At 68.8% G+C, this 23,999-nt stretch carries 22 protein-coding genes and 1 pseudogene; 16 read left to right on the forward strand and 7 right to left on the reverse strand.

What is annotated here, in order from left to right:
• Nucleotides 1–41: 41 nt before the first annotated feature.
• Together AC3A6X_RS22145 and AC3A6X_RS22150 are read right to left on the reverse strand one after the other, a co-directional pair.
• On the reverse strand, nucleotides 42–488 hold the full coding sequence (locus AC3A6X_RS22145) for an acyl-CoA thioesterase (protein WP_487844226.1): 447 nt from the start codon (nucleotides 486–488) through the stop codon (nucleotides 42–44).
• A 97-nt stretch (nucleotides 489–585) separates the two neighbouring features.
• Complete coding sequence (locus AC3A6X_RS22150) at nucleotides 586–1,482, reverse strand: LysR family transcriptional regulator (protein ID WP_487844227.1); 897 nt, start codon at nucleotides 1,480–1,482, stop codon at nucleotides 586–588.
• Between the two features lie 132 nt (nucleotides 1,483–1,614).
• Here AC3A6X_RS22150 and gtdA point away from each other — a divergent pair, with 132 nt between their 5' ends.
• The 7 genes from gtdA to AC3A6X_RS22185 all read left to right on the forward strand — a co-directional run bounded on the left by gtdA (nucleotide 1,615) and on the right by AC3A6X_RS22185 (nucleotide 9,113).
• A complete protein-coding gene (gene gtdA, locus AC3A6X_RS22155; RefSeq protein ID WP_487844228.1) occupies nucleotides 1,615–2,688 on the forward strand; it encodes a gentisate 1,2-dioxygenase in 1,074 nt (357 codons plus the stop codon).
• An 81-nt stretch (nucleotides 2,689–2,769) separates the two neighbouring features.
• On the forward strand, nucleotides 2,770–3,474 hold the full coding sequence (locus AC3A6X_RS22160) for a fumarylacetoacetate hydrolase family protein (protein ID WP_487844229.1): 705 nt from the start codon (nucleotides 2,770–2,772) through the stop codon (nucleotides 3,472–3,474).
• A 32-nt stretch (nucleotides 3,475–3,506) separates the two neighbouring features.
• A complete protein-coding gene (locus AC3A6X_RS22165) occupies nucleotides 3,507–4,727 on the forward strand; it encodes a 3-hydroxybenzoate 6-monooxygenase (protein WP_487844230.1) in 1,221 nt (406 codons plus the stop codon).
• 43 nt (nucleotides 4,728–4,770) lie between these two features.
• Nucleotides 4,771–5,730, forward strand: coding sequence for a Bug family tripartite tricarboxylate transporter substrate binding protein (locus AC3A6X_RS22170; RefSeq protein WP_487844231.1), 960 nt, complete (start codon nucleotides 4,771–4,773; stop codon nucleotides 5,728–5,730).
• A gap of 63 nt (nucleotides 5,731–5,793) precedes the next feature.
• Nucleotides 5,794–6,753, forward strand: coding sequence for a Bug family tripartite tricarboxylate transporter substrate binding protein (locus tag AC3A6X_RS22175; RefSeq protein ID WP_487844232.1), 960 nt, complete (start codon nucleotides 5,794–5,796; stop codon nucleotides 6,751–6,753).
• 21 nt (nucleotides 6,754–6,774) lie between these two features.
• A complete protein-coding gene (locus tag AC3A6X_RS22180; protein ID WP_487844233.1) occupies nucleotides 6,775–8,121 on the forward strand; it encodes an FAD-dependent oxidoreductase in 1,347 nt (448 codons plus the stop codon).
• Between the two features lie 74 nt (nucleotides 8,122–8,195).
• Nucleotides 8,196–9,113 (forward strand): acyl-CoA thioesterase, encoded by a 918-nt coding sequence (locus AC3A6X_RS22185; protein ID WP_487844234.1) that lies wholly within the window; start codon nucleotides 8,196–8,198, stop codon nucleotides 9,111–9,113.
• 64 nt (nucleotides 9,114–9,177) lie between these two features.
• Here AC3A6X_RS22185 and AC3A6X_RS22190 read toward each other — a convergent pair whose 3' ends face one another.
• From AC3A6X_RS22190 to uvrA, 5 genes are all read right to left on the reverse strand, one after another.
• Entirely contained in the window at nucleotides 9,178–10,065 is an 888-nt protein-coding gene (locus AC3A6X_RS22190; RefSeq protein WP_487844235.1) for a DMT family transporter, read from the reverse strand.
• 35 nt (nucleotides 10,066–10,100) lie between these two features.
• Complete coding sequence (gene atpE, locus AC3A6X_RS22195; protein ID WP_068684783.1) at nucleotides 10,101–10,343, reverse strand: F0F1 ATP synthase subunit C; 243 nt, start codon at nucleotides 10,341–10,343, stop codon at nucleotides 10,101–10,103.
• Between the two features lie 139 nt (nucleotides 10,344–10,482).
• Nucleotides 10,483–11,676, reverse strand: a complete 1,194-nt coding sequence (locus AC3A6X_RS22200) for a tetratricopeptide repeat protein (protein WP_487844236.1) — start codon at nucleotides 11,674–11,676, stop codon at nucleotides 10,483–10,485.
• Nucleotides 11,677–11,687: 11 nt separating this feature from the next.
• Nucleotides 11,688–13,745 carry a bifunctional metallophosphatase/5'-nucleotidase gene (locus AC3A6X_RS22205; RefSeq protein ID WP_487844237.1) on the reverse strand — a complete coding sequence of 686 codons (2,058 nt, stop codon included), beginning with the start codon at nucleotides 13,743–13,745 and terminating at the stop codon, nucleotides 11,688–11,690.
• 156 nt (nucleotides 13,746–13,901) lie between these two features.
• Nucleotides 13,902–16,961, reverse strand: coding sequence for an excinuclease ABC subunit UvrA (uvrA, locus tag AC3A6X_RS22210; RefSeq protein WP_487844238.1), 3,060 nt, complete (start codon nucleotides 16,959–16,961; stop codon nucleotides 13,902–13,904).
• A 165-nt stretch (nucleotides 16,962–17,126) separates the two neighbouring features.
• Here uvrA and ssb point away from each other — a divergent pair, with 165 nt between their 5' ends.
• From ssb to AC3A6X_RS22255, 9 genes and pseudogenes are all read left to right on the forward strand, one after another.
• Complete coding sequence (gene ssb, locus AC3A6X_RS22215; RefSeq protein ID WP_487844239.1) at nucleotides 17,127–17,660, forward strand: single-stranded DNA-binding protein; 534 nt, start codon at nucleotides 17,127–17,129, stop codon at nucleotides 17,658–17,660.
• A 385-nt stretch (nucleotides 17,661–18,045) separates the two neighbouring features.
• Nucleotides 18,046–18,837, forward strand: coding sequence for a polysaccharide biosynthesis/export family protein (locus tag AC3A6X_RS22220; RefSeq protein WP_487844240.1), 792 nt, complete (start codon nucleotides 18,046–18,048; stop codon nucleotides 18,835–18,837).
• Nucleotides 18,812–19,018, forward strand: a complete 207-nt coding sequence (locus AC3A6X_RS22225) for a hypothetical protein (protein ID WP_487844241.1) — start codon at nucleotides 18,812–18,814, stop codon at nucleotides 19,016–19,018. Before AC3A6X_RS22220 ends, AC3A6X_RS22225 begins: the two co-directional genes overlap by 26 nt.
• A complete protein-coding gene (locus AC3A6X_RS22230) occupies nucleotides 19,015–19,188 on the forward strand; it encodes an arsenate reductase/protein-tyrosine-phosphatase family protein (protein ID WP_487844242.1) in 174 nt (57 codons plus the stop codon). The genes AC3A6X_RS22225 and AC3A6X_RS22230 overlap by 4 nt, the downstream gene beginning before the upstream one ends.
• 31 nt (nucleotides 19,189–19,219) lie before the next feature.
• Nucleotides 19,220–19,825 (forward strand): sugar transferase, encoded by a 606-nt coding sequence (locus tag AC3A6X_RS22235; RefSeq protein WP_487844243.1) that lies wholly within the window; start codon nucleotides 19,220–19,222, stop codon nucleotides 19,823–19,825.
• Nucleotides 19,822–20,484, forward strand: coding sequence for an acetyltransferase (locus AC3A6X_RS22240; RefSeq protein ID WP_487844244.1), 663 nt, complete (start codon nucleotides 19,822–19,824; stop codon nucleotides 20,482–20,484). Before AC3A6X_RS22235 ends, AC3A6X_RS22240 begins: the two co-directional genes overlap by 4 nt.
• Nucleotides 20,485–20,486: 2 nt before the next feature.
• Nucleotides 20,487–21,662, forward strand: a complete 1,176-nt coding sequence (locus AC3A6X_RS22245) for a DegT/DnrJ/EryC1/StrS family aminotransferase (RefSeq protein ID WP_487844245.1) — start codon at nucleotides 20,487–20,489, stop codon at nucleotides 21,660–21,662.
• Nucleotides 21,663–21,664: 2 nt separating this feature from the next.
• Nucleotides 21,665–22,030, forward strand: coding sequence for a VanZ family protein (locus AC3A6X_RS22250; protein WP_487844246.1), 366 nt, complete (start codon nucleotides 21,665–21,667; stop codon nucleotides 22,028–22,030).
• Nucleotides 22,023–23,985, forward strand: a pseudogene (locus AC3A6X_RS22255) (polysaccharide biosynthesis protein). Before AC3A6X_RS22250 ends, AC3A6X_RS22255 begins: the two are co-directional and overlap by 8 nt.
• Nucleotides 23,986–23,999: the final 14 nt, after the last annotated feature.

The raw sequence follows: 23,999 nt of genomic DNA on the forward strand, positions 1-23,999 counted from the left end.
TACAAGGCTCCCCGGCGCCGAGCGCGCGGGAAGGTGGCGAATCAGATGCCGGACGCGGCGCGGGAGGCTTCCAGGTGCGCCTTGGCCCGCGACGCCAGCGTCTTGGCCTCGTCGGTGCCGGGCACGTAGGGCGCGACCGGCAGCGGCCGGCCGTGCGAATCGACCGAGACGAAGACGATCAGGCACTCGGCGGTCTTCTGCATCTCGCCGCCCTTCATGTCGCCGCTGCGCACCTCGACGGCGATGTTGATGCTGCTGTTGCCGGTGTAGGCGAGCTTGGCCTCGACCTCGACCAGGTCGCCGATCATGATCGGGTGGTGGAAGCGGATGCTGCCGATGAACACGGTCACGCAGTAGCGCTTGGACCAGCTGGTCGCGCAGGCGTAGCCGGCCTCGTCGATCCACTTCATGACGGTGCCGCCGTGGACCTTGCCGCCGAAGTTGACGGTGCTGGGTTCGGCGAGGAAGCGCAGGGTGATGGAGCTCATGGCGGCCTGGGGAGGAGGTTGAATCGTGGGAAGCGCCCGCGACGATTATGCGGCGCCCGCGTGGCCGGCCCAAGGCAGCCGAGTGTCCACAGGAGCGCTATTTCCCGCCGAAGAGCTGCGCCACCGTGCGCCGCAGCCACGCATTGCCCGGATCGGCATGGAAGCGCTCGTGCCAGTGCTGCTTGACCGCGTAGGGCGGCAGCGCGAAGGGCGGCTCCAGCAGCTTCACCGGCTCCTGCGTGACCAGCACCTCGCCCAGGATGCGCGGCACGATCACGATCAGCTCGGTATGGGCGACGATGCGCGCCACGCTCAGGAAGCTGGACAGCGCCACCACCACGTTCCGCTTCAGGCCCAGCCGCGCGATGGTCTTGTCGACGATCGCGTGGCCGGTGCCGGAGGAGGAGATCACCGCATGCGCCTCGGCCTCGAAGCGCTTGCGGGTGAGCCGCTCGCCGATGCGCGGATGGTTGCGCGCCGCCACGCAGACGAAGTTCTGCTTGAAGAGCGTCTGCTGGTAGAAACCCGCGTCCAGCTGCGGCATGAAGCCCACCGCCAGGTCCACCTCGCCGTCGGCCAGGCGCCGCCCGCTGTCGGTCGAGATGATCTCGGTCTCGAGATGCACGCCCGGCGCCGTGCGACGCAGGTGGTCGAGCAGGCCGGGCAGCAGCACCACCTCGCTGATGTCGGTCATGCAGATGCGGAAGTTGCGCTGCGCCCGGCCGGGGTCGAAGCTGCTGCGGCTGCCGCGGGCCTGCTCGATCTGCGACATCGCCTCCCGCACGTGGGGCAGCATGCGCTGGGCGTAGGGCGTGGGCTGCATGCCCTGCGCGGTGCGGGCGAAGAGCCGGTCGTCGAAATGCGCGCGCAGCTTGTTGAGCATGGTGCTGGCGGCGGCCTGCGCCATGCCGAGCCGCTCGGCGGCCCTGGAGACGCTGCCGGTCTTGTAGATCTCGTCGAACACGGCGAGCCATTCGAGATCGAGCTTGGCCATGGGATGTCCTTCTTCGGTTCGGCCACCATTATCTGAAAACGAGATGCGAAGTATTGGCTACGGGTCTTGAGGAAATAGTGGTCGCGTCCAACAATGCACCCCAAGGCGCTGAACGCCTGGAGACACGAGCCCATGAACACCGCCCCCCAGACCCCCGCGCACGGCAACGCCGCCGAGCGCCGCGACTACTACGAACGCATCCGCCCGCTGCACCTCACGCCGCTGTGGGAATCGCTGCACGCCCTGGTGCCGCGCGAGCCCCAGACGCCCTGCGTGCCGGCGCTCTGGCGCTACGACGAGATCCGCCCGCTGCTGATGGAGTCGGCCGCGCTCATCACCGCCGAGGAGGCGGTGCGCCGCGTGCTCGTGCTGGAGAACCCGGCGATCCCCGGCCGCTCCTCGATCACCCAGTCGCTCTATGCCGGCCTGCAGCTGATCATGCCGGGCGAGGTCGCGCCCTCGCACCGCCATGTGCAGTCGGCGCTGCGCTTCATCGTCGACGGCAAGGGCGCCTACACCACGGTGGGCGGCGAGCGCACCACCATGTACCCCGGCGACTTCATCATCACGCCCTCGTGGGCCTGGCACGACCACGGCAACGAGGGCATCGAGGGCGTGTCCGAGCCGGTGGTCTGGCTGGACGGCCTGGACATCCCGATGCTGCGCTTCTTCGACGCCGGCTTCGCCGAGAACGACGACGCCAAGGTGCAGCACGTGGCCCGGCCCGAAGGCAACAGCCTGGCGCGCTTCGGCCACAACATGGTGCCGGTGCGGCATGACCACGTGGCGCCCACCTCGCCGATCTTCAACTACCCGTATGCGCGCAGCCGCGAGGCGCTGGCGCAGCTGCAGAAGCAGGAGACGCCGGATGCGTGGCTGGGCCACAAGCTGCGCTACGTCAATCCGCTGACCGGCGGCGCGCCGATGCCGACCGTCGGGACAAACCTGCAGCTGCTGCCCAAGGGCTTTGCCGGCAAGACGCACCGCGCGACGGACGGCACGATCTACAGCGTGGTCGAAGGGCGCGGCACGGCCGAGATCGGCGGTCAGCGCTTCGACTTCGGCCCGCGCGACACCTTCGTCGTGCCGTCGTGGGCGCCGCTGCGGCTCTCGGCCACGGAAGACGCCGTGCTGTTCAGCTTCTCCGACCGTCCGGTGCAGCTCGCCATGGGCGTGCTGCGCGAGGCCTTCCTGCAGGACGCCTGAGATCGCGCCGCCCGCGCGGCGGCACCCTTCCTTTTTCCCTTTTTTCTTGAACCACATGCCGCCCCGCGGCAGGAGCCAGCCATGTCCTATGTCGTCACGCCGCCGGCCACCGTCGGCCTTCCCATCGTCGGCTCGTCCGACCTGTTCCCGGTGCGCCGCGTCTACTGCGTCGGCCGCAACTATGCGGCCCATGCGCGCGAGATGGGCTTCGACCCCGACCGCGAGCCGCCCTTCTTCTTCTGCAAGCCCAACGACGACGCCTCCATCGTGCCGGTGCCGGCGGGCGAGACGGTGGGCATCCCCTACCCCGACCAGACCGCCAACTACCACTACGAAGCCGAGCTGGTGGTGCTGATCGGCCAGGGCGGCCGGAACATCGCGGTGGAAGACGCCGCCAAGCACATCTACGGCTATGCGGTCGGCCTGGACATGACGCGCCGCGACCTGCAGATGAAGATGCGCGAGCAGGGCCGGCCCTGGGAGATCGGCAAAGCCTTCGATTTCTCGGCGCCCATCGGGCCGGTGCGCAAGCTCGCGGATGCGGGCGAGATCGCCAGCGGCGCGATCGCGCTCGAAGTGAACGGCGAGACGCGCCAGAAGAGCGACATCCGCAACCTGATCTGGTCGGTCAACGAGGTGATCGCCAATCTGTCGACGCTGTTCGCGCTGCAGCCCGGCGACCTGATCTTCACCGGCACGCCCGAGGGCGTGGGCCAGGTGCAGCGCGGGCAGACGATGAGCGTGCGCATCGATGGCCTCGATCCGATCTCGGTTCGGATCGATTGAATTCCTGAGCCATCACGACAGGAGACAAGCACATGAGCACCCCACGGCAAGAGAAGCCCTCCGTGCTGCTGGTCGGCGGCGGCATCGGCGGCATGGCGGCGGCTTTGGCGCTGGCGCGCCTGGGCATCGCGATCGATCTGCTGGAGCAGAGTGCCGCCATCGGCGAGATCGGCGCCGGCCTGCAGCTGGGCCCCAACGCCTTCGCCGCACTCGACGCGCTGGGCGTGGGCGAGGCCGTGCGGCGCGGCTCGGTGTTCACCGACCGGCTGGTGATGATGGACGCGGTGGACTGCAGCGAGGTCGCCTCGGTGCCGGTGGGCGAGGCCTTCCGCGCGCGCTTCGGCAATCCTTATGCGGTGAGCCACCGCGCCGATCTGCATGGCGCGATCCACGAGGCCGTGAAGCAGCATCCGCTGATCCGCTTCCACACCTCGGCGCAGGTCGAGCAGCTGGACATCGGCGAGCGTGGCGTGACCGCGGTGACGCGCGACGGCCGGCGCTTCCAGGCCGACGCCATCGTCGGCGCCGACGGCGTCAAGTCGGTGGTGCGCAGCAAGCTCATCGGCGATGCGCCGCGGGTCTCGGGCCATGTGGTCTACCGCGCCGTGGTGCCGGCCGCCGACATGCCCGAGGACCTGCGCTGGAACGCGCCCGTGGTCTGGGCCGGCCCGAACTGCCACCTGGTGCACTACCCGCTGCGTCATGGCGAGCAATACAACCTGGTCGTCACCTTCCACAGCCGCTACGACGAGACATGGGGCGTGACCGACGGCAGCAAGGAGGAGGTGCTCTCCTACTTCGAGGGCATCCATGCTCGCCCGCGCCAGCTGCTGGACCGGCCCACCTCCTGGCGCCGCTGGAGCACCGCCGACCGCGAGCCGGTCGCCAACTGGAGCCGGGGCCCGGCCACGCTGCTGGGCGATGCGGCCCATCCGATGATGCAGTACCTGGCGCAGGGCGCCTGCATGGCGCTGGAGGATGCAGTGACGCTGGGCGCTGCCGTCGAGGCCTGCGACTTCCACCTGCCCGCGGCCTTCCAGCTTTACAGCGATGCCCGCGTGGCACGCACGGCCCGCGTCGTGCTGTCGGTGCGCGAGATGGGCCGGCTCTACCATGCCAAGGGCGTGGAGCGGCTGGTGCGCAACAGCCTGTGGGTCGGCCGCACGCCGGAGCGCTTCTACGATGCGGTCGAATGGCTGTACGCGTGGAACCCCGCCCAGTGCCTCGCCGATGCGCAGCGCGCCGCGGGATAACCGCACATTGCATTTCAACGACATCCACGGAGACAAAGCCTTCATGAAACCCATCCTCTCGCTGATCGCCGGCGCCCTCGTCACCACCGGCGCCTGGGCGCAGGCCGACTATCCGAGCAAGCCCGTCACGCTGGTCACGCCCTTCGCCGCCGGCAGCGGCCCCGATGCCGTGCTGCGCCTGGTCGCCGACAAGCTCGGCCGCCTCTGGAACCAGCGCGTGGTGGTGGACAACAAGCCCGGCGGCGGCGGCTTCATCGCCATCGAGCAGGCGCGGCGCGCGGCGCCCGACGGCTACACCCTGCTGCAGCTCGACAGCGAGCACATCGCCGCGCTGCCCCACCTGTACAAGTCGCGCAACTTCGTGACCCTGCAGCATTTCGACCCGGTCGCCTCGCTGTTCCGCACGCCCTTCTTCGTCGCGGTGCCCACCGATTCGAAGTGGAAGAACATGACGGACCTGGTCGCCGCGGCCAAGGCCGGCCCGGTGAGCTACGGCTCGTGGGGCGTGGGCAGTCCCGGCCATCTGGGCGCGCAGCAGCTGGAGGCACTGACCGGCGTGCAGATGCAGCACGTGCCCTACCGCGAGGTCTCGCAGCTCTACGCCAACGTGGGCTCGGGCGAGGTGCCCTGGGCTTATGCCAGCATCCCGTCGAGCCAGGGCATCTACAAGGCCGGCAAGCTGCGCTACATCGCGGTGGCCGCGCCGAAGCGCATTCCGCAGATGCCCGACGTGCCCACCATGGCCGAGGCGGGCGGGCCGGCGGGGCTGGAGGTGAATTCCTTCGTCTCCATCCTCACCCCCAAGGGCGTCTCGCCGGCGATCCAGTCGAAGATCAACGCCGACGTGGCCAAGGTCATCGCCGACCCCGAGATCCGCGCCCGCTTCGACACCTTCGCCTTCGAGCCGCTGGCCTGGTCGCCCGAGGAGATCCGGCGCCAGGCCGAGGCGAAGTCCAAGGTGTATGGGGAGCTGGTGAAGCGGGGGAACATCAGCCTCGAGTAACACGTGGTCACAGCGCGGCTTTATCCTCGGGCTCTCCATTTCACTTCGCATCTCGTCCATCCAATGCATTTGTCCAAGAGAGCTCTCCTGATCGCCGCTTGTGCGCTGCCCCTGGCCGCCGGTGCCCAGGCGACCTGGCCCACCAAGCCCGTGCGACTGGTCGTCGGCTTCCCCGGCGGCTCCACGCCCGACATCGCCGCGCGCACCATCGCCGAGCCGCTGGCCAAGGCGCTGGGCCAGCCGATCGTGGTCGACAACAAGCCCGGCGCCTCGGGCAACATCGCGGCCGACCAGGTGGCCAAGGCGAGCGACGATCACACCCTTGGCGTGGTGATCAACGGCAACCTGACCTCGTCGAAGATGCTCTATCCGAAGCTGCCCTACGACCCGGGCAAGGACTTCACCTACCTCTCGCTGCTGACCACTGCGCCGCTGGTGCTGGTGGCACAGAACAGCCTGCCGTCCGGCACGGCCTTCTTCGATGCCGGGCGCCAGAGCGGCGACAAGTGGAGCTACGGCTCCGTGGGCGTCGGCTCCGTGGGCCATCTGGGCATGGAGCTGCTCAAGAGCCGCGTGCCGGGCCTGAAGGCCGTGCACGTGCCCTACCAGGGCAACCCGCAGGTCATGACCGACCTGATCGGCAACCAGATCCAGATGGCGCTGATCCCGCCCGGCATCGCCATGCCCCAGGTCAAGGCCGGCAAGGTGAAGGCCATCGGCCTCACCAGCGGCCGCAGCACGCTGGTGCCGGAGCTGCAGCCGCTGGCCGACGCCGGCGTGAAGGACTTCAGCCTGGAGGTGTGGACCGCGCTGCTGGGCCCGGCCAATCTTTCCAAGCAGGCGCAGGAGCGCATCACGCGCGAGCTGGCGGTGGTGATGAAGTCGCCGGAAGTGCGCCAGAAGCTCTTCGAGCAGGGCTGGCAGGCGGTGGGCACCTCGCCCGACGGCATGCGCACGCGTGTGAAGGAAGAGGCCGCCGTGATGACCAGGATCATTTCGACACAAGGCATCAAGATTCAATAGCCCTCCTTCAGCTTTCATCGGATGACTTCGACCCTTCGTGAACCGGCGCGCGATCTCCCAGTCTTCGGCGAGTACGACGTGGTCGTGGTCGGCGGCGGCCCGGCCGGCATCGCGGCGGCGGTGAGCGCGGCGCGCCACGGCGCGCGCACGCTGCTGGTGGAGCGCTACGGCTTTCTCGGCGGCATGGGCACGGCCGGCGGGGTGACCAACTTCGCGGGCCTCTACGGCAAGCGCGGCGGCGACATGACGCAGCTGGTGCATGGCGTGGTCGACGAGCTGCTGGCGCGCATCGACGCGCTGGGCGGGCTCAACAAGCCGCAGGACGGCATGCAGGGCCGCATCCGCGTGCGCTCCTACGACACCTCGGTCTACAAGTGCGCGGCCGACCAGCTGCTGCTCGACGCCGGCGTCGAGCTGCTGTTCCATGCGCTGGCCGCGTCTGTCGTGATGGACGGCGCGCGCATCGCCGCGCTGGTGGTCGAGACCAAGTCGGGCCGCGTCGCCTTGGGCGCCAACGCCTTCATCGATGCCAGCGGCGACGCCGACGTGGCCGCCTTCGCGGGCGTGCCCTTCGCAGTCGGCGACGGGCAGGGCAGCGGGCTCTTCCCCTCCACCATGTTCCGCATCGGCCACGTGGACGCGCCGCGCGCGCTGGCCGCGGTGGGCGAGTTCAAGGCCATCAACGAGCTGATGGCGAAGGCGCTGGAGCGCAGTCCCGGGGTCTACCGCTTCCCGCGCGAGGGCGCGATCCTGCGGCCTCAGATCGATCCGCGCGAATGGCGCGCCAACGTCACGCAGATCCGCAACGCCAGGGGCGATGCGATGAACGGCGTGGATGCGCGCGAGCTCAGCGAGGGCGAGATCGAAGGCCGGCGACAGATCGGCGAGTACTTCCGCTTTCTCAAGGCCGAGGTGCCGGGCTTCGAGCAGTCGGCCATCGTCGAGATCGCGCCGCAGGTGGGCATCCGCGAGACGCGGCGCATCGAGGGCGTGTATGCGCTTTCGGGCGAGGACATCCTGTCCTCCGCGCGTTTCGACGACAGCATCGGCATCAACGCCTGGCCGATGGAGATGCACGCCGCCGGCAAGATCGAATGGGCCTTCCCGCGCGACCAGCAGCGCACCTACAACCAGCTGCCGTGGCGCATGCTGGTGCCGCGCGGCGTGGACAACCTGCTGGTGGCCGGCCGCTGCGCCTCGATGACGCACGAGGGCCAGTCGGCCGCGCGCGCCAGCGGCGGCTGCTTCGTGATGGGGCAGGCGGCGGGCACGGCGGCGGCTTCGCTGGAAGCTTCGAATTTCGCCGAGGTGGATGTGGCAGCGTTGCAGAAGAGGCTGGCGGCCGACGGCGTCGACCTGGACCGCTGACAGCCCGGAGACACACGGCGGGCAGGCTCTTTGCTATCGTCGATGGTTCCTGTTTGCCGCGAACCGCCCCCACGATGACCGATCCCGCCACCGCCGCCCGCCTTGTCGGCGAGCTTGTAGCCCTGATGCAAATGCAGCCGCTGGGCGAAGACCGCTTTCTCGCGCAGAGCGAGGACATCGGCACCCCGGCCGTGTTCGGCGGCCAGGTGCTGGGCCAGTCGCTGGTGGCGGCCAGCCGCACGGTGGGCGCCGACCGGCCGGTGCATTCGATGCATGCCTACTTCCTGCTGCCGGGCGAGCACGCGCCCATTGAGTATTCGGTGGACCGCGTGCGCGACGGCCGCAGCTTCACGACGCGGCATGTGGTGGCGCGACAGCGCGATCGCATCATCTTCGAGATGTCGGCCTCTTTCCAGACGGTGGACGAGGGCATCGAGCACCAGCTGGAGATGCCCGCCGAAGCCGGCCCCGAGGGCCTGCCGAGCGAGCTGGAGCAGCGCCACGCGCTCGGCGACCGGCTGCCCGAGCGCTGGCGCAACGCCGCCCTGTCGCCGCATGGCATCGAGTACCGCCGCGTCGATCCCGACGACCTGCTCAATCCGGCGCCCCGGCCGTCGCAGGCCGCGCTCTGGATGCGCGCGATCGCGCCGCTGCCGGACGATCCGGTCGTCCACCGCGCGCTGCTGGCCTATGCGTCGGACCATGGCCTGCTGCGCGCCGCGATGCTGCCGCATGGCCTGAGCTTCATGAGCGGCCGGGTGCGCCCGGCCAGCCTCGACCACGCGATGTGGTTTCACCGCGATTTCCGCATGGACGACTGGCTGCTCTACGTGATCGATTCGCCCAGCGCCGGCGGCGCCCGCGGCTTCTGCCGTGGCAGCCTGTTCACGCGCGACGGGCGGCTGGTGGCGTCGACGGCGCAGGAAGGGATGCTGCGGGTGCTGCCCGAGGGAAGCCCGTGGTCGACGGCGGGGGGTGCGGCGCCGATCTAAGCGCAGGCCTCAGTGCGCACCGGCCGGCTTGCAGGCCAACCGGCCTGAGGCCCGGCCTTTCTCCTCAGTCGCCGCCGGCCCTGGCCGGCCAAAGCACCGACGCAATGGCCACCATCATCAGCACCACCGCGGCCCAGTCCTGCCAGTAGACGGTCTCGCCCAGCCACAAGGCGCCGCTGAACACGCCCAGCACCGGGATCAGCATCACGCTGAGCGTGGAGGCCACCGGCGGCAGGCTGCGCGCGAGGTAGAACCAGACCGCGTGCGCAAAGCCAAAGATGAGCACCGCATTGAAGAGGATCGCGCCCCAGGCGGCCGTGTTCGGCGCGCGCCACTGCGGGCGTTCGAACAGCAAGGTCAGCAGGCTCATCACCACCGCGGTCAGCGCCGTCATCCAGAACGAGAGCGTGAGCGTGGGCAGCTCGATGCGCGAATGCCGCAGCAGCTGCGTGCCCAGGGCCCAGGTGGCCGCCGCCATCAACGCCAGCGCAACGTAGCCGGGCCGCCCCGCGAGGTGGGTGAGCTCGTGCCACAGCAGCAACGCCACGCCGAGCGTGCAGGCGCTCACGCCCAGCCAGCCGCGGCGCGTCAGCGTGGCGGAGAAGAGCATGGCACCGATCACGGCCGAGAACACCGGCATCGTGTAGCCCAGGATCGCCGCGCGCCCGCTCGACAGCGCCTTCACGGCGAGGATGATGCAGGCGTGCCAGACGAACATGTTGGTGGCCGCCAGCCACAGCAGCTGCGGCCAGTGCCTGCGCGGCACGCGAAACGGCACCTTCATCGCGACCAGCGCCAGGGCCAGCACCGGCAGGCCGAGCCAGAGCGACAGGCTGCGAAAGGCCAGCGGCGGATAGTCGGCCACGCCCAGCTTCATCACCGGCCAGTTGATGCCCCAGATCAGGGTCAGCGGAACGAGCAGGGCCAGCTGGCGCAGGGTAAAGGCGTGCATGGGCCGGGATTGTGGCCTGCACGCCTGCAGCTTCTTCAGCGGAAGGGATTCGCCGTCGCGAACCAGAGGCCGATGCCGGTGGCGATGATGAAGGCGCCGTCGGTCACGCCCGCGATCAGGAAGAACAGGGTCTGCAGCTGGTCCTTGAGCTCGGGCTGCCGCGCCGTGCCTTCCAGCAGCCTCGACCCGACGATGCCGATGCCGATGCAGGAGCCCACGGCGGCAATGCCGATGAGAAGCGCGACGGCGAGGGGGAGGATGTCGAAGCCTTGGGTCATGTTGCTCTTTCGTGGCCTTGGGAGTTGGGCCTGGTGACTGCCGGAACCCCCTTGGCTCCGGCTTGGGTCCACTGTCGCCGAGGGGGTGCGTGGCGTCGATGACCTCGGAGGTCATGGCCGTTGGCGTGCGTCGCGCACTTCAGCGCAGGGCGATGACCTGGAGCGCGAGGCGCAACGCGCTTTCGTAGGCCTGGTCGGCGGGCAGCGTGCCGGAGGCGCGTGCCGGCGCCGTGGGGCTGGCTGCATCCGGCGGCGAGGTGGCCGTCGCGATGCCAGGCAGGTCTTGCCAGCGCGAGGCGGGCAGCATCACGGCCTCGCGCTCGGCACCCGGCAGCGCGATGCCCGCGAGCCGCCCGTGGGCGTCGAGCACCGGCCCGCCATGCGGTCCGTCGGCCAGCTCGATGCCCAGGCGCCGAAGGCCGTTGCTCGGGAACGCACCGAAGAAGCCCTGGCTGAGCCACGGCCACGCGGGCACGGCGCTGCCCGATTCGGCATATTCCACCGCGAAGCCCGGACTCCCCGCGAAGGGCTCGCGCGGCGCCACAGCCAGCGAGGGCGGCGGCTCCAGCGCGGCGTCCAGGCGCAGCACCGTGACGCCGAAGGCCTCTAGAACCTTCGAGTGCTCATCGACCCGCGCCCGAGTGGTCTGCCCCAGGCCGTTGCGCACCCACAGCATGCCGGACGGCGCCGAGCGCACCGCGGCGTTGGGCACCAGGGCCAGCGTTCCGTCGCGGATCAGCACGCCGCTGGAGACGATGCGGGCCGCCTCCGGAACTGCGTCCTGCCCTGGCGCCATCACGGCCTGCGGGGCCAAGCGATGAGGCGTCTGCAGCAAGGCGCCCACCGCCATCGGCCAGGGCGTTGCGAACGCGCGGCGGACCTCGAGCGATACGGAGTCTTGCGGCGAGCGCTCGAGCGTCTCGTTCAGTACGCGCTCGGCGAACGCACCCTGGCCGCCGGCCCGCAGCAGCCACGCGTACAAGGCGCCGGCCGAAGGCGATTCGCGGTGCGTGCCGGCGGTATGCGCGCAGAAGGCGAGCGCGCGACGGTACTGCCCGGCCTGCATGTAGGTCCGCACCAGGCCCATCTCGGTGTCGGGCGCGTGCAGCATCATCGCGGCACGGTCGAAGCTCTCGTTGGCCGCGGCGGCGTCGCCCCGCGCGAGTTCCGACTCGGCGCGGCGCAGCACGGCCGCGCGGGCGTCCATCAGCGCCGGATCGTTCACGCGAAAGTCCGTGATCGATGCCGCGGAGCGCGGCGGCGCGGCCGGCTGTGCAACGGCCTGCGTGCCCGCCAGGCCCAGCGCGATGCAGGCGGCTGCGATTCGCTTCAATCTCGAACTTCTCAGGGCAACTGCGTGATGCGCGGGATCGCCAGGGCCGGCAGCGCCGGATCGTAGGCGGGCTTCGGCGCCTTGTAGCCGGCGTTGAGGTAGGCGGTGAGCGCATCGATGTCCTGCGCGCCGCCGAGCACGTTGGTGCCACCCAGCAGCACCGTGAAGCCGTCGCCGCCGGTGGCCATGAAGTTGTTGACGGTGACCCGATAGGTCTTGGTCGGGTTCAGCACCACGCCGTTGGCGACCAGAGTCTCCGGCGCGCCGGTTACGACCGGCGGTGTCACGGTGACGTCGGTCGGCGTCAGCACCACGCTGACGATCTTCGAGCAGGGCGCGGCGGCCGCGCTCCACGAATACTTCAGGCCGTTCGACACCTGCATGATGCGCTGCTGTACCTGGCCCTGGCAGCCGACGAACTGCTGCTCCAGCAGGTTCTTGATCTGCAGCGCGGTCAGCGTCATCGTCACCAGGCTGTTGCCGAAGGGCTGCACGGTGAAGGCGTTGCCGTAGGTCACGTTGTAGGGGTAGCTGGCGCCGGCGATCGCGAAGCCGGGGTTGCGCACGCCGCCGGCGTTCATGAAGGCCATCACCGCGCCGCCGAGGGCGGCCGGCTGCGTGGCCTGCAGCTGGGCGTCGGCGATCAGGCTGCCGGCCGGCATCTCCCCGGCGGCGTTCGCGCTGTTGGGCAGCGGTGCGGCGATGGTGCCGATCACCGCGTTGGCCAGCGGCGACACCAGTGCGTTGTAGCCGTCGACGATGTTCTTCACGCTGGGATCGGTGGCGATGGCGTTGTTGATTGCCACGTCGGTGCGGTCCACCAGCCGGTTGGTCGCCGACACCGAGAGCAGCTTGTGCGAGCGAGGGTGGAAGCTCATGTCGATGTCGGTCAGGATCCGGCCGAAGGCGCTCGCGCTGGTGACCGGGACCAGGCGGCCCTCGCTGTTGGGCAGGCCGGTCGGGCGCGGCGTGCTGACGGCCGTGCCGTTGACGTTCTTCACGTCGACCGTGTTGGCGGAGCAGTTGTAGGCCGCGTGCGTGTGGCCGCTGATGACTAGGTCGACACCATTGCGCAGGCGCTTGACGATGTTGGCGATGTCGGAGTCGCTGCCGTCGGCGTTCCTCAGGTTGCCGTCGCAGCCGTTGATGTCGCCCACGTTCGGGCTGGTCTGGAAGCCGCCCTGGTGCACCAGCACCACGACCGCATCGACGCCCTGCGCGCGCAGACGCGGGATCAGCGCGTTGACCGTGTCGGCCTCGTCGCGGAACTCGAGGCCGGCGACGCCGGTCGGGGTGACGATGGCCGGCGTGCCCTTCAGCGTCATGCCGATGAAGGCCACCTTCACGCCGCGGAAGTTCTTGATGCCGTAGGCCGGCAGCAGGGTGCGGCCGGTCGCGGTCTCGAACACGTTGGCCGACAGCCACTTGAACCTGGCGCCGTCGAAGGTGCCCGGTGAATTGGAGCCCAGGCCCTTGCAGCTGTTCGGGTCGGGGACGCTGTTGGTGAGCTTGCAGCCGCCGTTCTGCAGGCGCTTGAGTTCCGCCGAGCCCTTGTCGAACTCGTGGTTGCCGACGGCGTTGAACTCGAGGCCGATCCTGTTCAGCGTCTCCACCGCGGGCTCGTCGAAGAACAGGGCAGAGATCAGCGGCGAGGCGCCGACGAAGTCGCCGGCGCCGACGACCACGTTCAGCATGTTCTGGGACTTCAGCTTGGCCACGTAGGCCGCCAGGTACTCGGCGCCGCCCACGGCCGGGCGCTGCGCCGCGGGGACCACGGTGTTGACGCCGAAGGTGCCGGGCGACTGCAGGTTGCCGTGGTAGTCGTTGAAGCCGATGACCTTGACCTTGATGGGCTCGCGCGGATGGCCGTGGTGGCCGCGATCGTGGTCACGGTCGTCGTCGTCGCGATCCTGGCCGTGGTCGTTGCGGTCATGATCGTCGCGGCTGTTGGCGGCGAGGATGATCTTCCCCGGCTCGTCCGGACGGGCCTGGGCGATGGTGGATGTCAGGCCGATGCCGGCGGCAACGGCAGTCAGTGCGCAACTCAGCGTCAGGCGGCGGATCGTCATGGCAGGGCCCTCCAGGTCGTTGGAATCGATGCGACCGCGAGTCCGCTCAAGCGCCGATCGCGCGAGGACTCGGATGCACCGCAGGACTATCGATGCACCTGGTGACGGGTCTGTGACGGCGCCGAACCGCCGACGGGGGCGCAGGGCCCGCGCGCCTCAGCCGGGCAGCAACCGCTTCAGATAGTGCCCCGTGTAGCTCGCCTCGTTGGCCGCCAGTTCCTCCGGCGTGCCCGCGCCCACCACGGTGCCGCCGCCCGCGCCGCCTTCGGGGCCCATGTCGATCAGCCAGTCGGCGGTCTTGATGACGTCGAGGTTGTGCTCGATCACGACGATGGTGTTGCCCGCGTCGCGCAGCTGGTGCAGCACCTTCAGCAGCAGCTCGATGTCCGCGAAGTGCAGGCCGGTGGTCGGCTCGTCGAGGATGTAGAGGGTGCGGCCGGTGTCGCGCTTGCTGAGCTCCAGCGCCAGCTTGACGCGCTGCGCCTCGCCGCCCGAGAGCGTGGTCGCGGACTGGCCCAGCTTGATGTAGCTCAGGCCCACGTCCAGCAGGGTGCGCAGCTTGCGCTCGATGGTGGGCACGGCCTTCAGGAACTCGTAGGCGGCCTCCACCGTCATGTCCAGGATCTGGGCGATGTTGCGGCCCTTGTATTGCACCTCCAGCGTCTCGCGGTTGTAGCGCTGGCCCTGGCAGACCTCGCAGGGCACGTAGACGTCGGGCAGGAAGTGCATCTCGACCTTCACCACGCCGTCGCCCTGGCAGGCCTCGCAGCGGCCGCCGGCGACGTTGAAGCTGAAGCGCCCGGGGCCGTAGCCGCGCTCGCGCGCGGTGTTGGTCTCGGCCATCAGCTCCCGGATCGGGGTGAACAGGCCGGTGTAGGTGGCGGGGTTGCTGCGCGGCGTGCGGCCGATGGGCGACTGGTCGACGTTGATCACCTTGTCGAAGTACTCGATGCCCTCGACCGCCTCGTGTGCCGCGGGCTCCTCGTGGGCGCGGTAGAGGGTGCGCGCAACCGCGGTGTAGAGGGTGTCGTTGACGAGCGTGGACTTGCCCGAACCCGAGACGCCGGTCACGCAGGTGAAGAGGCCGACGGGGAAGGCCACGCTGACGTTCTTCAGGTTGTTGCCGGTGGCGCCGACCACGCGGATCTCCTGCAGGTCGGTCTGCGTCGCGAGGTGGGCGGCCTCGCGCGCCGCGCGCCGCTCGCCGGCCGGGCTCATGGGGAAGCGCGAGGCCTTTTTCGGCTCGGCGGCGTCCGGCTTGGCGACCACCGGCAGCCAGGGGGTGCGGCGCTTGGGCACGGCGATTTTCCTGGCGCCCGAGAGGTACTGGCCGGTGAGCGATTCGGGGTGGCCCGCGACCTGCGCGTAGCTGCCCTGCGCCATGACGCGCCCGCCATGCACGCCGGCGCCCGGGCCCATGTCGATCACGTGGTCGGCCGCGTGGATCATGTCCTCGTCGTGCTCGACCACGATCACGCTGTTGCCGATGTCGCGCAGGTGCTTGAGGGTGCCGATCAGCCGGTCGTTGTCGCGCTGGTGCAGGCCGATGCTGGGCTCGTCCAGCACGTACATCACGCCGGTGAGGCCGGAGCCGATCTGCGAGGCCAGGCGGATGCGCTGCGCCTCGCCGCCCGAGAGGGTCTCGGCGCTGCGGTCCAGGCTCAGGTAGTTCAGGCCCACGTCGTTGAGGAACTTGAGCCGCAGGCCGATCTCGCGCACCACCTTGTCGGCGATCTCGGCCTTGGCGCCGCGCAGGTGCAGCTGCTGGAAGTACGCGAGGCTCTCGCGCAGCGTCGCGCGGCTGATCTCGTAGATCGCCATGCGCCGCGTGCCGCTCTCCGGTTCGTCGGCCAGGAACACATGGCGCGCCTCGCGGCGCAGTCGTGTGCCGCTGCAGTCGGGGCAGGGCTGAAGATTGCGAAAGCGCGAGAGATCTTCGCGCACCATGGCCGAATCGGTCTCGCGGTAGCGCCGCGCCATGTTCGGAATCACGCCCTCGAAGGGGTGTTTGCGCACCAGCTTCTTGCCGGCCTGCTGGCCGCTTTCCATGGTGTAGCTGAACTTGATCTCTTCTTCCGCCGAGCCGTGCAGCACCGCCTGCTGCACCGAGGCGGGCAACTCCTCGAAGGGCGTGTCGACGTTGAACTTGTAGTGCTTGGCCACGCTCTCCAGCATGCTGAAGTAGTAGCCGTTGCGCCGGTCCCAGCCCTTGATGGCGCCGCTCGCCAGGCTCAGCGAGGGGAAGGCCACCACGCGCTGCGGATCGAAGAACTCGCGGTGGCCCAGGCCGTCGCAGCTCGGGCAGGCGCCCACCGGCGAATTGAAGGAAAAGAGGCGCGGCTCGAGCTCGGCCAGCGAGTAGTGGCAGATCGGGCAGGCGAACTTGGCGTTGAAGAGGTGTTCCTTCGTGCTGCCGTCCGCGTGCATCTCGAGCGCGATCGCGCGGCTTTCGGCCAGGCGCAGCGCGTTCTCGAAGCTCTCGGCCAGGCGCTGCTGCATGTCGGGACGGGCGCGCAGGCGGTCGATGACGACGTCGATGTCGTGCTTCTCGGTCTTCTTGAGCTTGGGCAGGTCGTTGTACTCGTAGGTCTGGCCGTCGACGCGGAAGCGCACGTAGCCCTGGGCCTGCATTTCGGCGAAGAGCTCGAGGAATTCGCCTTTCTTCTCGCGGGCGACCGGGGCCAGGATCATCAACCGGGGCTCGTCGGGGATGGCGAGCACTGCATCCACCATCTGGCTCACGGTCTGCGCCTGCAGCGGCAGGTCGTGGTCGGGGCAGTAGGGCGTGCCGGCGCGCGCGTAGAGCAGGCGCAGGTAGTCGTGGATCTCGGTCACCGTGCCCACGGTGGAGCGCGGGTTGTGGCTGGTTGCCTTCTGCTCGATGCTGATCGCGGGCGACAGGCCCTCGATCAAGTCGACGTCCGGCTTGTCCATCAGCTGCAGGAACTGGCGCGCATAGGCCGACAGGCTCTCGACGTAGCGGCGCTGCCCTTCGGCGTAGAGGGTGTCGAAGGCCAGGCTGGACTTGCCCGAGCCCGACAGGCCGGTGATCACCACCAGCTTGTTGCGCGGGATGTCGAGGTCGACGTTCTTGAGGTTGTGGGTGCGCGCGCCGCGGATGCTGATGCGCTGCTGGGCGAGCGCGGCGCCGAGGTAGGCGCCGCTGGTGCTGGTGCTGCTGCTATCGCCGAGGTGGGCGCCGTCGGTGCGATCCATAGGGGAGAAATTCACGGGGCGGTGGGTCAAGGGCAACCGAGCATGATAAATCCCCGGGGATTTCAGGGCGAGCAGAGGGATTGGGCGGCCGCATCAGGGGCCAGGCTGCATGGGGCACAATCTCCGATTTCCTCCTCTTTCATCCATTCATCAGGGGCAGTGCATATGGCATCGGTCAACAAAGTCATCCTCGTCGGCAACCTCGGGCGCGACCCCGAAACGCGCACCTTCCCGAGCGGTGACCAGATCTGCAACGTGACCCTGGCCACCACCGACAAGTGGAAGGACAAGCAGAGCGGCGAGATGCGCGAGGCCACCGAGTGGCACCGGCTGGTGTTCAACGGCCGGCTGGCCGAGATTGCCGCGCAGTACCTGCGCAAGGGCTCGCAGATCTACGTCGAAGGCCAGATCCGCACGCGCAAGTACACCGACAAGGACGGCGTCGAGAAGTACGCCACCGACATCCGCGTCGACCAGATGCAGATGCTGGGCAGCCGCCAGGGGCAGGGCGCGCCTTCGGGCGAGGACGATGGCGGCTATGGCGGTGGTTATTCGCAGGGTGGTGGCGGCGGCGGCGGCGGCTACTCGCGCCCGCCCGCTGCGGCACCGCGCGCACCAGCCGCGTCGCCGGCTCCGCGCCAGGCGCCGGCCAAGTCCTCGTCAGGTTTCGACGACATGGACGACGACATCCCTTTCTGACGAGATCCTTCCGGGTCGCCTCCAAAGGCGCAGGGCTTGACGGCCCTGCGCCTTTTTTGTTTTTCCCCTCGGCCGATCGAAGTCCCGGGGGCTGCCAGTCGTCGTGAAGTAGTTGCAAGCAAGCGGGCGCAGGCCTTCGCAGATCCTGATGAATTGTCGCGGCAATTGTTTCCGGCGATGACTCTTCAGCACCATACGCACCGCTGACTACAACCCTTACCAACCCGCGATGATTCAGCTTTTCCGATGCGCATTGATCTGCACGGCCGCAGCGCTGAGTGGCTGCGCGCTCGCACCGGGTGCGAACTTTGGTGCGACTGTCGCGGGCCAATCGGCAAGTCTCAACCACTCCCCCGAGGCTGCAGATTTGCCGCCGCCCGGGGCATTGCAAAGCATTACACCCGAACTGATCCGCCGCCAACGCGCGGGTCAGGCCACCGAGGTGGGCTCGGATGTCAAGCGCCTCTTCGGTGTCGCGCAGCCGTACCGCATCGGCAGCGGTGACATCCTGAATATCGTCGTCTGGGACCACCCCGACCTGGCCCTCGCGCCGGCAGGCTCCCTCACCACGGACGCTGTCACGGGCTCTCCCATCAGCAACGGCTACAACGTGGCCGCAGACGGCACGATCCAGTTCCCCTACGTGGGCAGCTTCAAGGTGGGTGGGCTCACCGAGACGGAAGTGCGCGACCGCCTGATCGCGCGTCTCGCCAAGTACTTCGCCGAGCCGAAGATCACGGCCCGCATCCAGTCCTATCGGGCTGGCCGGGTGTACGTGGATGGGGAGGTGCGCACGCCCGGCCTGCAGATGGTCAACGACATCCCGATGACCTTGCCGGAGGCGCTCCATCGCGCCGGCGGCTTCACTGCCGAGGCCGACCGTTCCTCCGTCACCGTCTCGCGCAGCGGCACCACCACCCTCGTCGACCTGCCGCGACTGGCGGCGCTGGGCATCAATCCGACCGACATCCTCCTGGCTCCCGGCGACCTGGTGCGGGTGCTCAGCCGCGAGGATGCAAAGGTCTACGTGATGGGTGAGGTCACGCGTGCGGCCGCCCAGCCTCTGCGCAACGGCCGGCTTACGCTGAACCAGGCGCTGGGCGAGGCGGGTGGCGTCAGCACCCACCACCGGAAATCCGCGGCAGATCTATGTGGTGCGTGCCGCCGCGGGTGGTGAGCCGGAGATCTTCCACCTCGATGCGAGCGCTCCCGTCTCCTACGTGCTGGCAGAGGGCTTCGAGCTCAAGGCGCGCGACGTCGTGTACGTCGATCCCGCGCCCCTGGTGGTCTGGAACCGCGTCATCAGCCTGATTCTTCCGAGCGCACAGGTGGTCAACGTGGCCAACGGTATCAAATGACCGGACGCATCCTCGTTCTGTGCTCGGGCAACATTTGCCGCAGCCCGCTTGCGGCGGCATTGCTGGCCCGCGATCTTTCCGTCAAGACGATCGGATCGGCCGGGCTGGCTGCGCCGGTGGGGCTGCGCGCGCGCCGGCTTGCCGAAGAGAAGTACGACGTGCGCAAGTGAATGCAGTGATGCTGCGCGAGATGGGGATTGCATGAAGCGTCTTGTCGATATCACGGTGTCGTTGGTGGCCCTGGTCCTTCTCGGCCTCCCTATGCTGCTGCTGGCATGGCAGGTGCGTCTCAGGCTGGGCGGCCCGATCTTCTTCTGCCAGACGCGCCCTGGACTTCACGACCGCCCCTTCCGGATGGTCAAGTTCCGCACCATGACGCAGGCGCGCGGAAGCGATGGCCGCCTGTTGTCCGACGCGGATCGCCTCACCGCCTTCGGCCGCTTCCTGCGCGCCAGCAGCCTGGACGAATTGCCCGAGCTCTGGAACGTGCTCAAGGGTGACATGAGCCTGGTCGGACCCCGTCCCCTGCTGGTCGAGTATTTGCCGTTGTACTCCCGCGTTCAGGCTCGGCGCCATGAAGTGCGCCCCGGCATCACGGGCTGGGCACAAGTCAACGGGCGCAACGCTCTGTCGTGGGACCGGAAGCTCGAACTCGACGTCTGGTACGTCGACAACCGCTCGCTGTGGCTGGACATCCGCATCCTCTGGCTCACGGCGGGGAAGGTCCTGGCGCGCGACGGCATCAGCGCCCCGGGCGAAGCAACGATGCCGCGCTTTACCGGCCCGCAAATGGAGCACGAGCGATGAACAACGCGCCACTCTTCGCGGTCTACGGCGCCAGCGGCTGCGGCCGAAGCGTCATGCCCATCGCGCGTTCACAGTTGCAGCGCCAGGGAATCCCGGCGACGCAGCTGGTCTTCGTGGACGACCAGCCCGAGGCGGCAGTGGTGAATGGCCAGCGCGTGCTGCGCTATGAGGAGTTCCTGGAAGCCCCGGCCAGCACGCGCCATGCCGTGCTCGCCATCGCCGACAGCGAGGTCCGGAAGCAACTCGCCGACCGCTGCCGCACCGGTGGCGTCCAGCCCTGGACTCTCATCGCCGCCGACGTGGTGGTGATGGACGAGGTCACCATGGGCGAGGGCGCCATCCTCAGCCCCTTCGTCACCCTCGGCTCCAACGTCCGCATCGGCCGGCATTTCCACGCCAACCTGTACAGCTATGTCGAGCATGACTGCGTCATCGGCGACTTCGTCACCTTCGCGCCCGGCGTCAAGTGCAACGGCAATGTCGTCGTCGAGGACCATGCCTACATCGGCACGGGGGCGATCATCAAGCAGGGCAAGCCGGGGCAGCCCCTGGTCATCGGCCGCGGTGCCGTCATCGGAATGGGCGCCGTGGTCACAAGGCATGTGCCCGCAGGCACTACGGTAGCCGGCAACCCTGCCCGGCCACTCATCAAGGGTTGATCGTGCTGAACACCTCCTTTTCTCCCTGGCCCAATTTCACCGTCCAAGAGGCCGAAGCCGTGGTGCGGGTGCTGATTTCCAACAAGGTCAACTACTGGACCGGCGACGAATGCCGCGAGTTCGAGCGCGAATTCGCCGCCTGGACCGGCGCCGCCCATGCCGTGTCGCTGGGCAACGGCACGCTGGCGCTGGATGCGGTGCTCAAGGCGATGGACATCGGTCCGGGTGACGAAGTCATCGTCACGCCACGCACCTTCATTGCCAGCGTGTCCTGCGTCGTCAACGCCGGCGCAACACCCGTCTTCGCCGACGTCGAGCCCGACAGCGGCAACCTCTCGGCGCGGACCATCGCACAGGCCATCACCCCCCACACCCGGGCCGTCATCTGCGTGCACCTGGCCGGCTGGCCCTGCGACATGGATCCCATCATGGCCCTGGCCGCCGAGCACGGCATCAAGGTCATCGAGGACTGCGCCCAGGCCCATGGCGCGCGCTACAAGGGCCGGTCGGTCGGAACCCTCGGCCATGCCGGCGCCTGGTCCTTCTGCCAGGACAAGATCATGTCCACGGGCGGCGAAGGCGGCATGGTCACGACCCAAGACAGGGACCTGTGGCGCGCCGTCTGGCAATACAAGGACCATGGCAAGAGCCACGAAGCGGTGTACGAGCGCCAGCACCCGCCGGGCTTTCGCTGGCTGCACGAAAGCTTCGGCACCAACTGGCGCATGCTGGAGATGCAGGCGGTCATCGGGCGCATGCAGCTGCGCAGCATGGCCGACTGGACGGCGAAGCGCACGCGGCATGCCGAGGCGATCCGGGCAGCGTGCGCACCGTACGCGGCAGTGCGCGTGCCGCGACTGCCTGCCTCTTGCATCCATGCCCACTACAAGTGCTACGTGCATGTGCAACCCGATCGGCTTGCGCCCGGCTGGAGCCGCGACCGCATCGTCGAGGCCATCCAGGCGCTGGGCGTTCCCTGCTATCAAGGCTCGTGCTCCGAGGTCTATCTCGAGAAGGCCTTCGACGGCACCGGTTGGCGCCCGGCCGAACGGCTGCCGGTCGCGCGCGAGCTTGGAGAGACCAGCCTGATGTTCCTGGTGCACCCGACGCTGACCTCGGCGGAGATTGCCAAGACCTGCGCCGTGATCGACCAGGTGCTGCAGAAGGCGAGTGCCTGACCATGCGCACGACCCTGCTGCGTTCGGCCTTCTGGATCTGCGTGTTGGCGATTCTGGCGATGTCGCTCATGCCTCCGGTGCCGCATATGCCCACCACCGGCTGGGACAAGAGCAACCACATGCTCGGCTTCGCCGTGCTGATGCTGCTCGGCCGCTGGGCCTATCCCGGTCGCACGGTGTTTCTCGTGACCGGCCTGCTGGCCTACGGCGCCCTCATCGAGCTGCTGCAATCGCTCACGCCTGCCCGCTTCGCCGAATGGGCGGACTTGCTGGCAGACGGGCTCGGACTCTTCGCCGGCTGGTTGCTGGGCCAGATGACGGCTTGGCTCCGGGCCCGGCGGCTTGCACCGAGGTCGAGCGATGAGTGAGCACTCGACGCTCCTCGCGCGGACCGCGGCCCCCTTGCTGGCGCTGCCCCGCGTCGCCAAGCGTGCTCTGGTGCTGGGGGTGGATGCCTGCCTCTGCGTGTTCACGGTCTGGCTCGCGCTGTCGCTGCGCTTCGACGCCTGGGTGGTCTTGTCCGGCCGCGACCTGTGGGCCGTGGGGATCTCGCTGTCCCTGGCCCTGCCGCTCTTCGTGAAGTTCGGGCTGTATCGCTCCATCTTCCGCTACAGCGGGTGGCCGGCCGTCTCGGCCATCGCGAAGGCAGTCGGGATTTATGCCGCGGCCTACGGCCTGGTGTTCGCGGCGATCGGCGTCCCGGGCGTGCCGCGCACCATCGGTCTGATCCAACCGCTGCTGCTGCTGCTTGCCGTGAGCGTTTCGCGTCTTCTTGCCCGTGGCTGGCTGGGAGGGGTCTATCAAGGGCTGCTGAGCCGCAGCGAACTCCCTCGGGTGCTGATCTACGGCGCAGGCGATGCCGGCCGCAAGCTCGCCCAGGCCCTGTCCGCCAGCAGCGAGCTGCGGCTGCTGGGCTTCTTCGACGACGACAAGCGCCTGCAGGGCGGCCTGATCCATGGCCTGCCGGTTCATGATCCCGCGACGCTGAAGGAGCAGGTGGCCGTACTGCACGTCAGCGACATCTTCCTGGCCATCCCCTCGGCTTCGCGCCAGCGGCGTCACGAGATCCTCGAGCAGGTGCGGCAGGTCAGGGTATCGGTGCGTACGCTGCCGGGCCTGATGGAACTCGCCCAGGGCAAGGTACAGGTCAGCGACCTGCGCGAACTGGACGTCGAAGACCTCTTGGGGCGTAACGCCGTCCCGCCCCATGCGATCCTGCTCGGCAAGAACATTCGCGGCAAGGTGGTGCTGGTGACCGGCGCCGGCGGCTCCATCGGCAGCGAGCTTTGCCGACAGATCGTCGCGGGCGATGCATCCACACTGCTGCTGGTGGACCGCTCCGAATTCGCGCTCTACAGCATCCATCGCGAACTGCTGCAGGGACTGGAAGGCCTGGGCGCGGGCGTGCCGCGGATCGTGCCTCTGCTCGCCTCGGTGGCGGATGCGCGTCGCATGCGCGAGATCATGGCGGCCTGGCATCCGCACACGGTCTACCATGCCGCAGCCTACAAGCACGTGCCGCTGGTGGAGCACAACCCGGCCGAGGGGGTTCGCAACAATGTGTTCGGCACGCTGATCACGGCCGGGGCCGCGTCCGCGCACGGCGTGCGCGATTTCGTGCTCATCAGCACCGACAAGGCCGTGCGGCCCACCAACATCATGGGCTGCAGCAAGCGCCTGGCCGAGATGGGCCTGCAGGCCCTGGCGGAGCAGGCGGCACGCCGGTCCAACGGCACGCGCTTCTCGATGGTTCGCTTCGGCAATGTGCTGGACTCCTCAGGCTCCGCTGTTCCGCCAGCAGATTCGCAACGGCGGCCCCATCACGCTGACGCACCTCGACATCACCCGCTACTTCATGACCATTCCCGAGGCGGCGCAACTGGTGATCCAGGCAGGAGCGATGGCGAGCGGCGGCGACGTGTTCGTGCTGGACATGGGCGAGCCGATCAGGATCGTCGATCTCGCCCGCCGCATGGTCGAGCTCTCCGGAATGACCGTGCGGGACGCCGACAACCCGGCCGGGGACATCGAGATCCGTGTGGTCGGCCTGCGCCCCGGCGAAAAGCTCTACGAAGAGCTGTTGATCGGCGACAACCCGATGCCCACCTTGCACCCGCGCATCCTGAAGGCGCGCGACGATTTCCTGCCCTGGGGCGAGCTGTCGCCTCAACTGGAGCGCCTGAAGGCCGCACTCGAGATCAACGACGCGCCCTCGATCCGGCAGCAGCTGCAGCACATGGTGCTCGGCTACCGGCCGCGCGGGGAGGTGGTGGACTGGGTCCACCTCGAGCAGCGCGCCGAGCTCGCCGTCGCGGCGGTCTGAGGCGATCGAGGGTC

The organism is Variovorax sp. Soil_C_12 (assembly GCF_057657375.1).

Coding starts and splice junctions, on each gene's coding strand:
- AC3A6X_RS22145 (WP_487844226.1), bottom strand. CDS start 488: ATGAGCTCCATCACCCTGCGCTTCCTCGCCGAACCCAGCACCGTCAAC.
- AC3A6X_RS22150 (WP_487844227.1), bottom strand. CDS start 1,482: ATGGCCAAGCTCGATCTCGAATGGCTCGCCGTGTTCGACGAGATCTAC.
- gtdA (WP_487844228.1), top strand. CDS start 1,615: ATGAACACCGCCCCCCAGACCCCCGCGCACGGCAACGCCGCCGAGCGC.
- AC3A6X_RS22160 (WP_487844229.1), top strand. CDS start 2,770: ATGTCCTATGTCGTCACGCCGCCGGCCACCGTCGGCCTTCCCATCGTC.
- AC3A6X_RS22165 (WP_487844230.1), top strand. CDS start 3,507: ATGAGCACCCCACGGCAAGAGAAGCCCTCCGTGCTGCTGGTCGGCGGC.
- AC3A6X_RS22170 (WP_487844231.1), top strand. CDS start 4,771: ATGAAACCCATCCTCTCGCTGATCGCCGGCGCCCTCGTCACCACCGGC.
- AC3A6X_RS22175 (WP_487844232.1), top strand. CDS start 5,794: ATGCATTTGTCCAAGAGAGCTCTCCTGATCGCCGCTTGTGCGCTGCCC.
- AC3A6X_RS22180 (WP_487844233.1), top strand. CDS start 6,775: ATGACTTCGACCCTTCGTGAACCGGCGCGCGATCTCCCAGTCTTCGGC.
- AC3A6X_RS22185 (WP_487844234.1), top strand. CDS start 8,196: ATGACCGATCCCGCCACCGCCGCCCGCCTTGTCGGCGAGCTTGTAGCC.
- AC3A6X_RS22190 (WP_487844235.1), bottom strand. CDS start 10,065: ATGCACGCCTTTACCCTGCGCCAGCTGGCCCTGCTCGTTCCGCTGACC.
- atpE (WP_068684783.1), bottom strand. CDS start 10,343: ATGACCCAAGGCTTCGACATCCTCCCCCTCGCCGTCGCGCTTCTCATC.
- AC3A6X_RS22205 (WP_487844237.1), bottom strand. CDS start 13,745: ATGACGATCCGCCGCCTGACGCTGAGTTGCGCACTGACTGCCGTTGCC.
- uvrA (WP_487844238.1), bottom strand. CDS start 16,961: ATGGATCGCACCGACGGCGCCCACCTCGGCGATAGCAGCAGCACCAGC.
- ssb (WP_487844239.1), top strand. CDS start 17,127: ATGGCATCGGTCAACAAAGTCATCCTCGTCGGCAACCTCGGGCGCGAC.
- AC3A6X_RS22230 (WP_487844242.1), top strand. CDS start 19,015: ATGACCGGACGCATCCTCGTTCTGTGCTCGGGCAACATTTGCCGCAGC.
- AC3A6X_RS22235 (WP_487844243.1), top strand. CDS start 19,220: ATGAAGCGTCTTGTCGATATCACGGTGTCGTTGGTGGCCCTGGTCCTT.
- AC3A6X_RS22240 (WP_487844244.1), top strand. CDS start 19,822: ATGAACAACGCGCCACTCTTCGCGGTCTACGGCGCCAGCGGCTGCGGC.
- AC3A6X_RS22250 (WP_487844246.1), top strand. CDS start 21,665: ATGCGCACGACCCTGCTGCGTTCGGCCTTCTGGATCTGCGTGTTGGCG.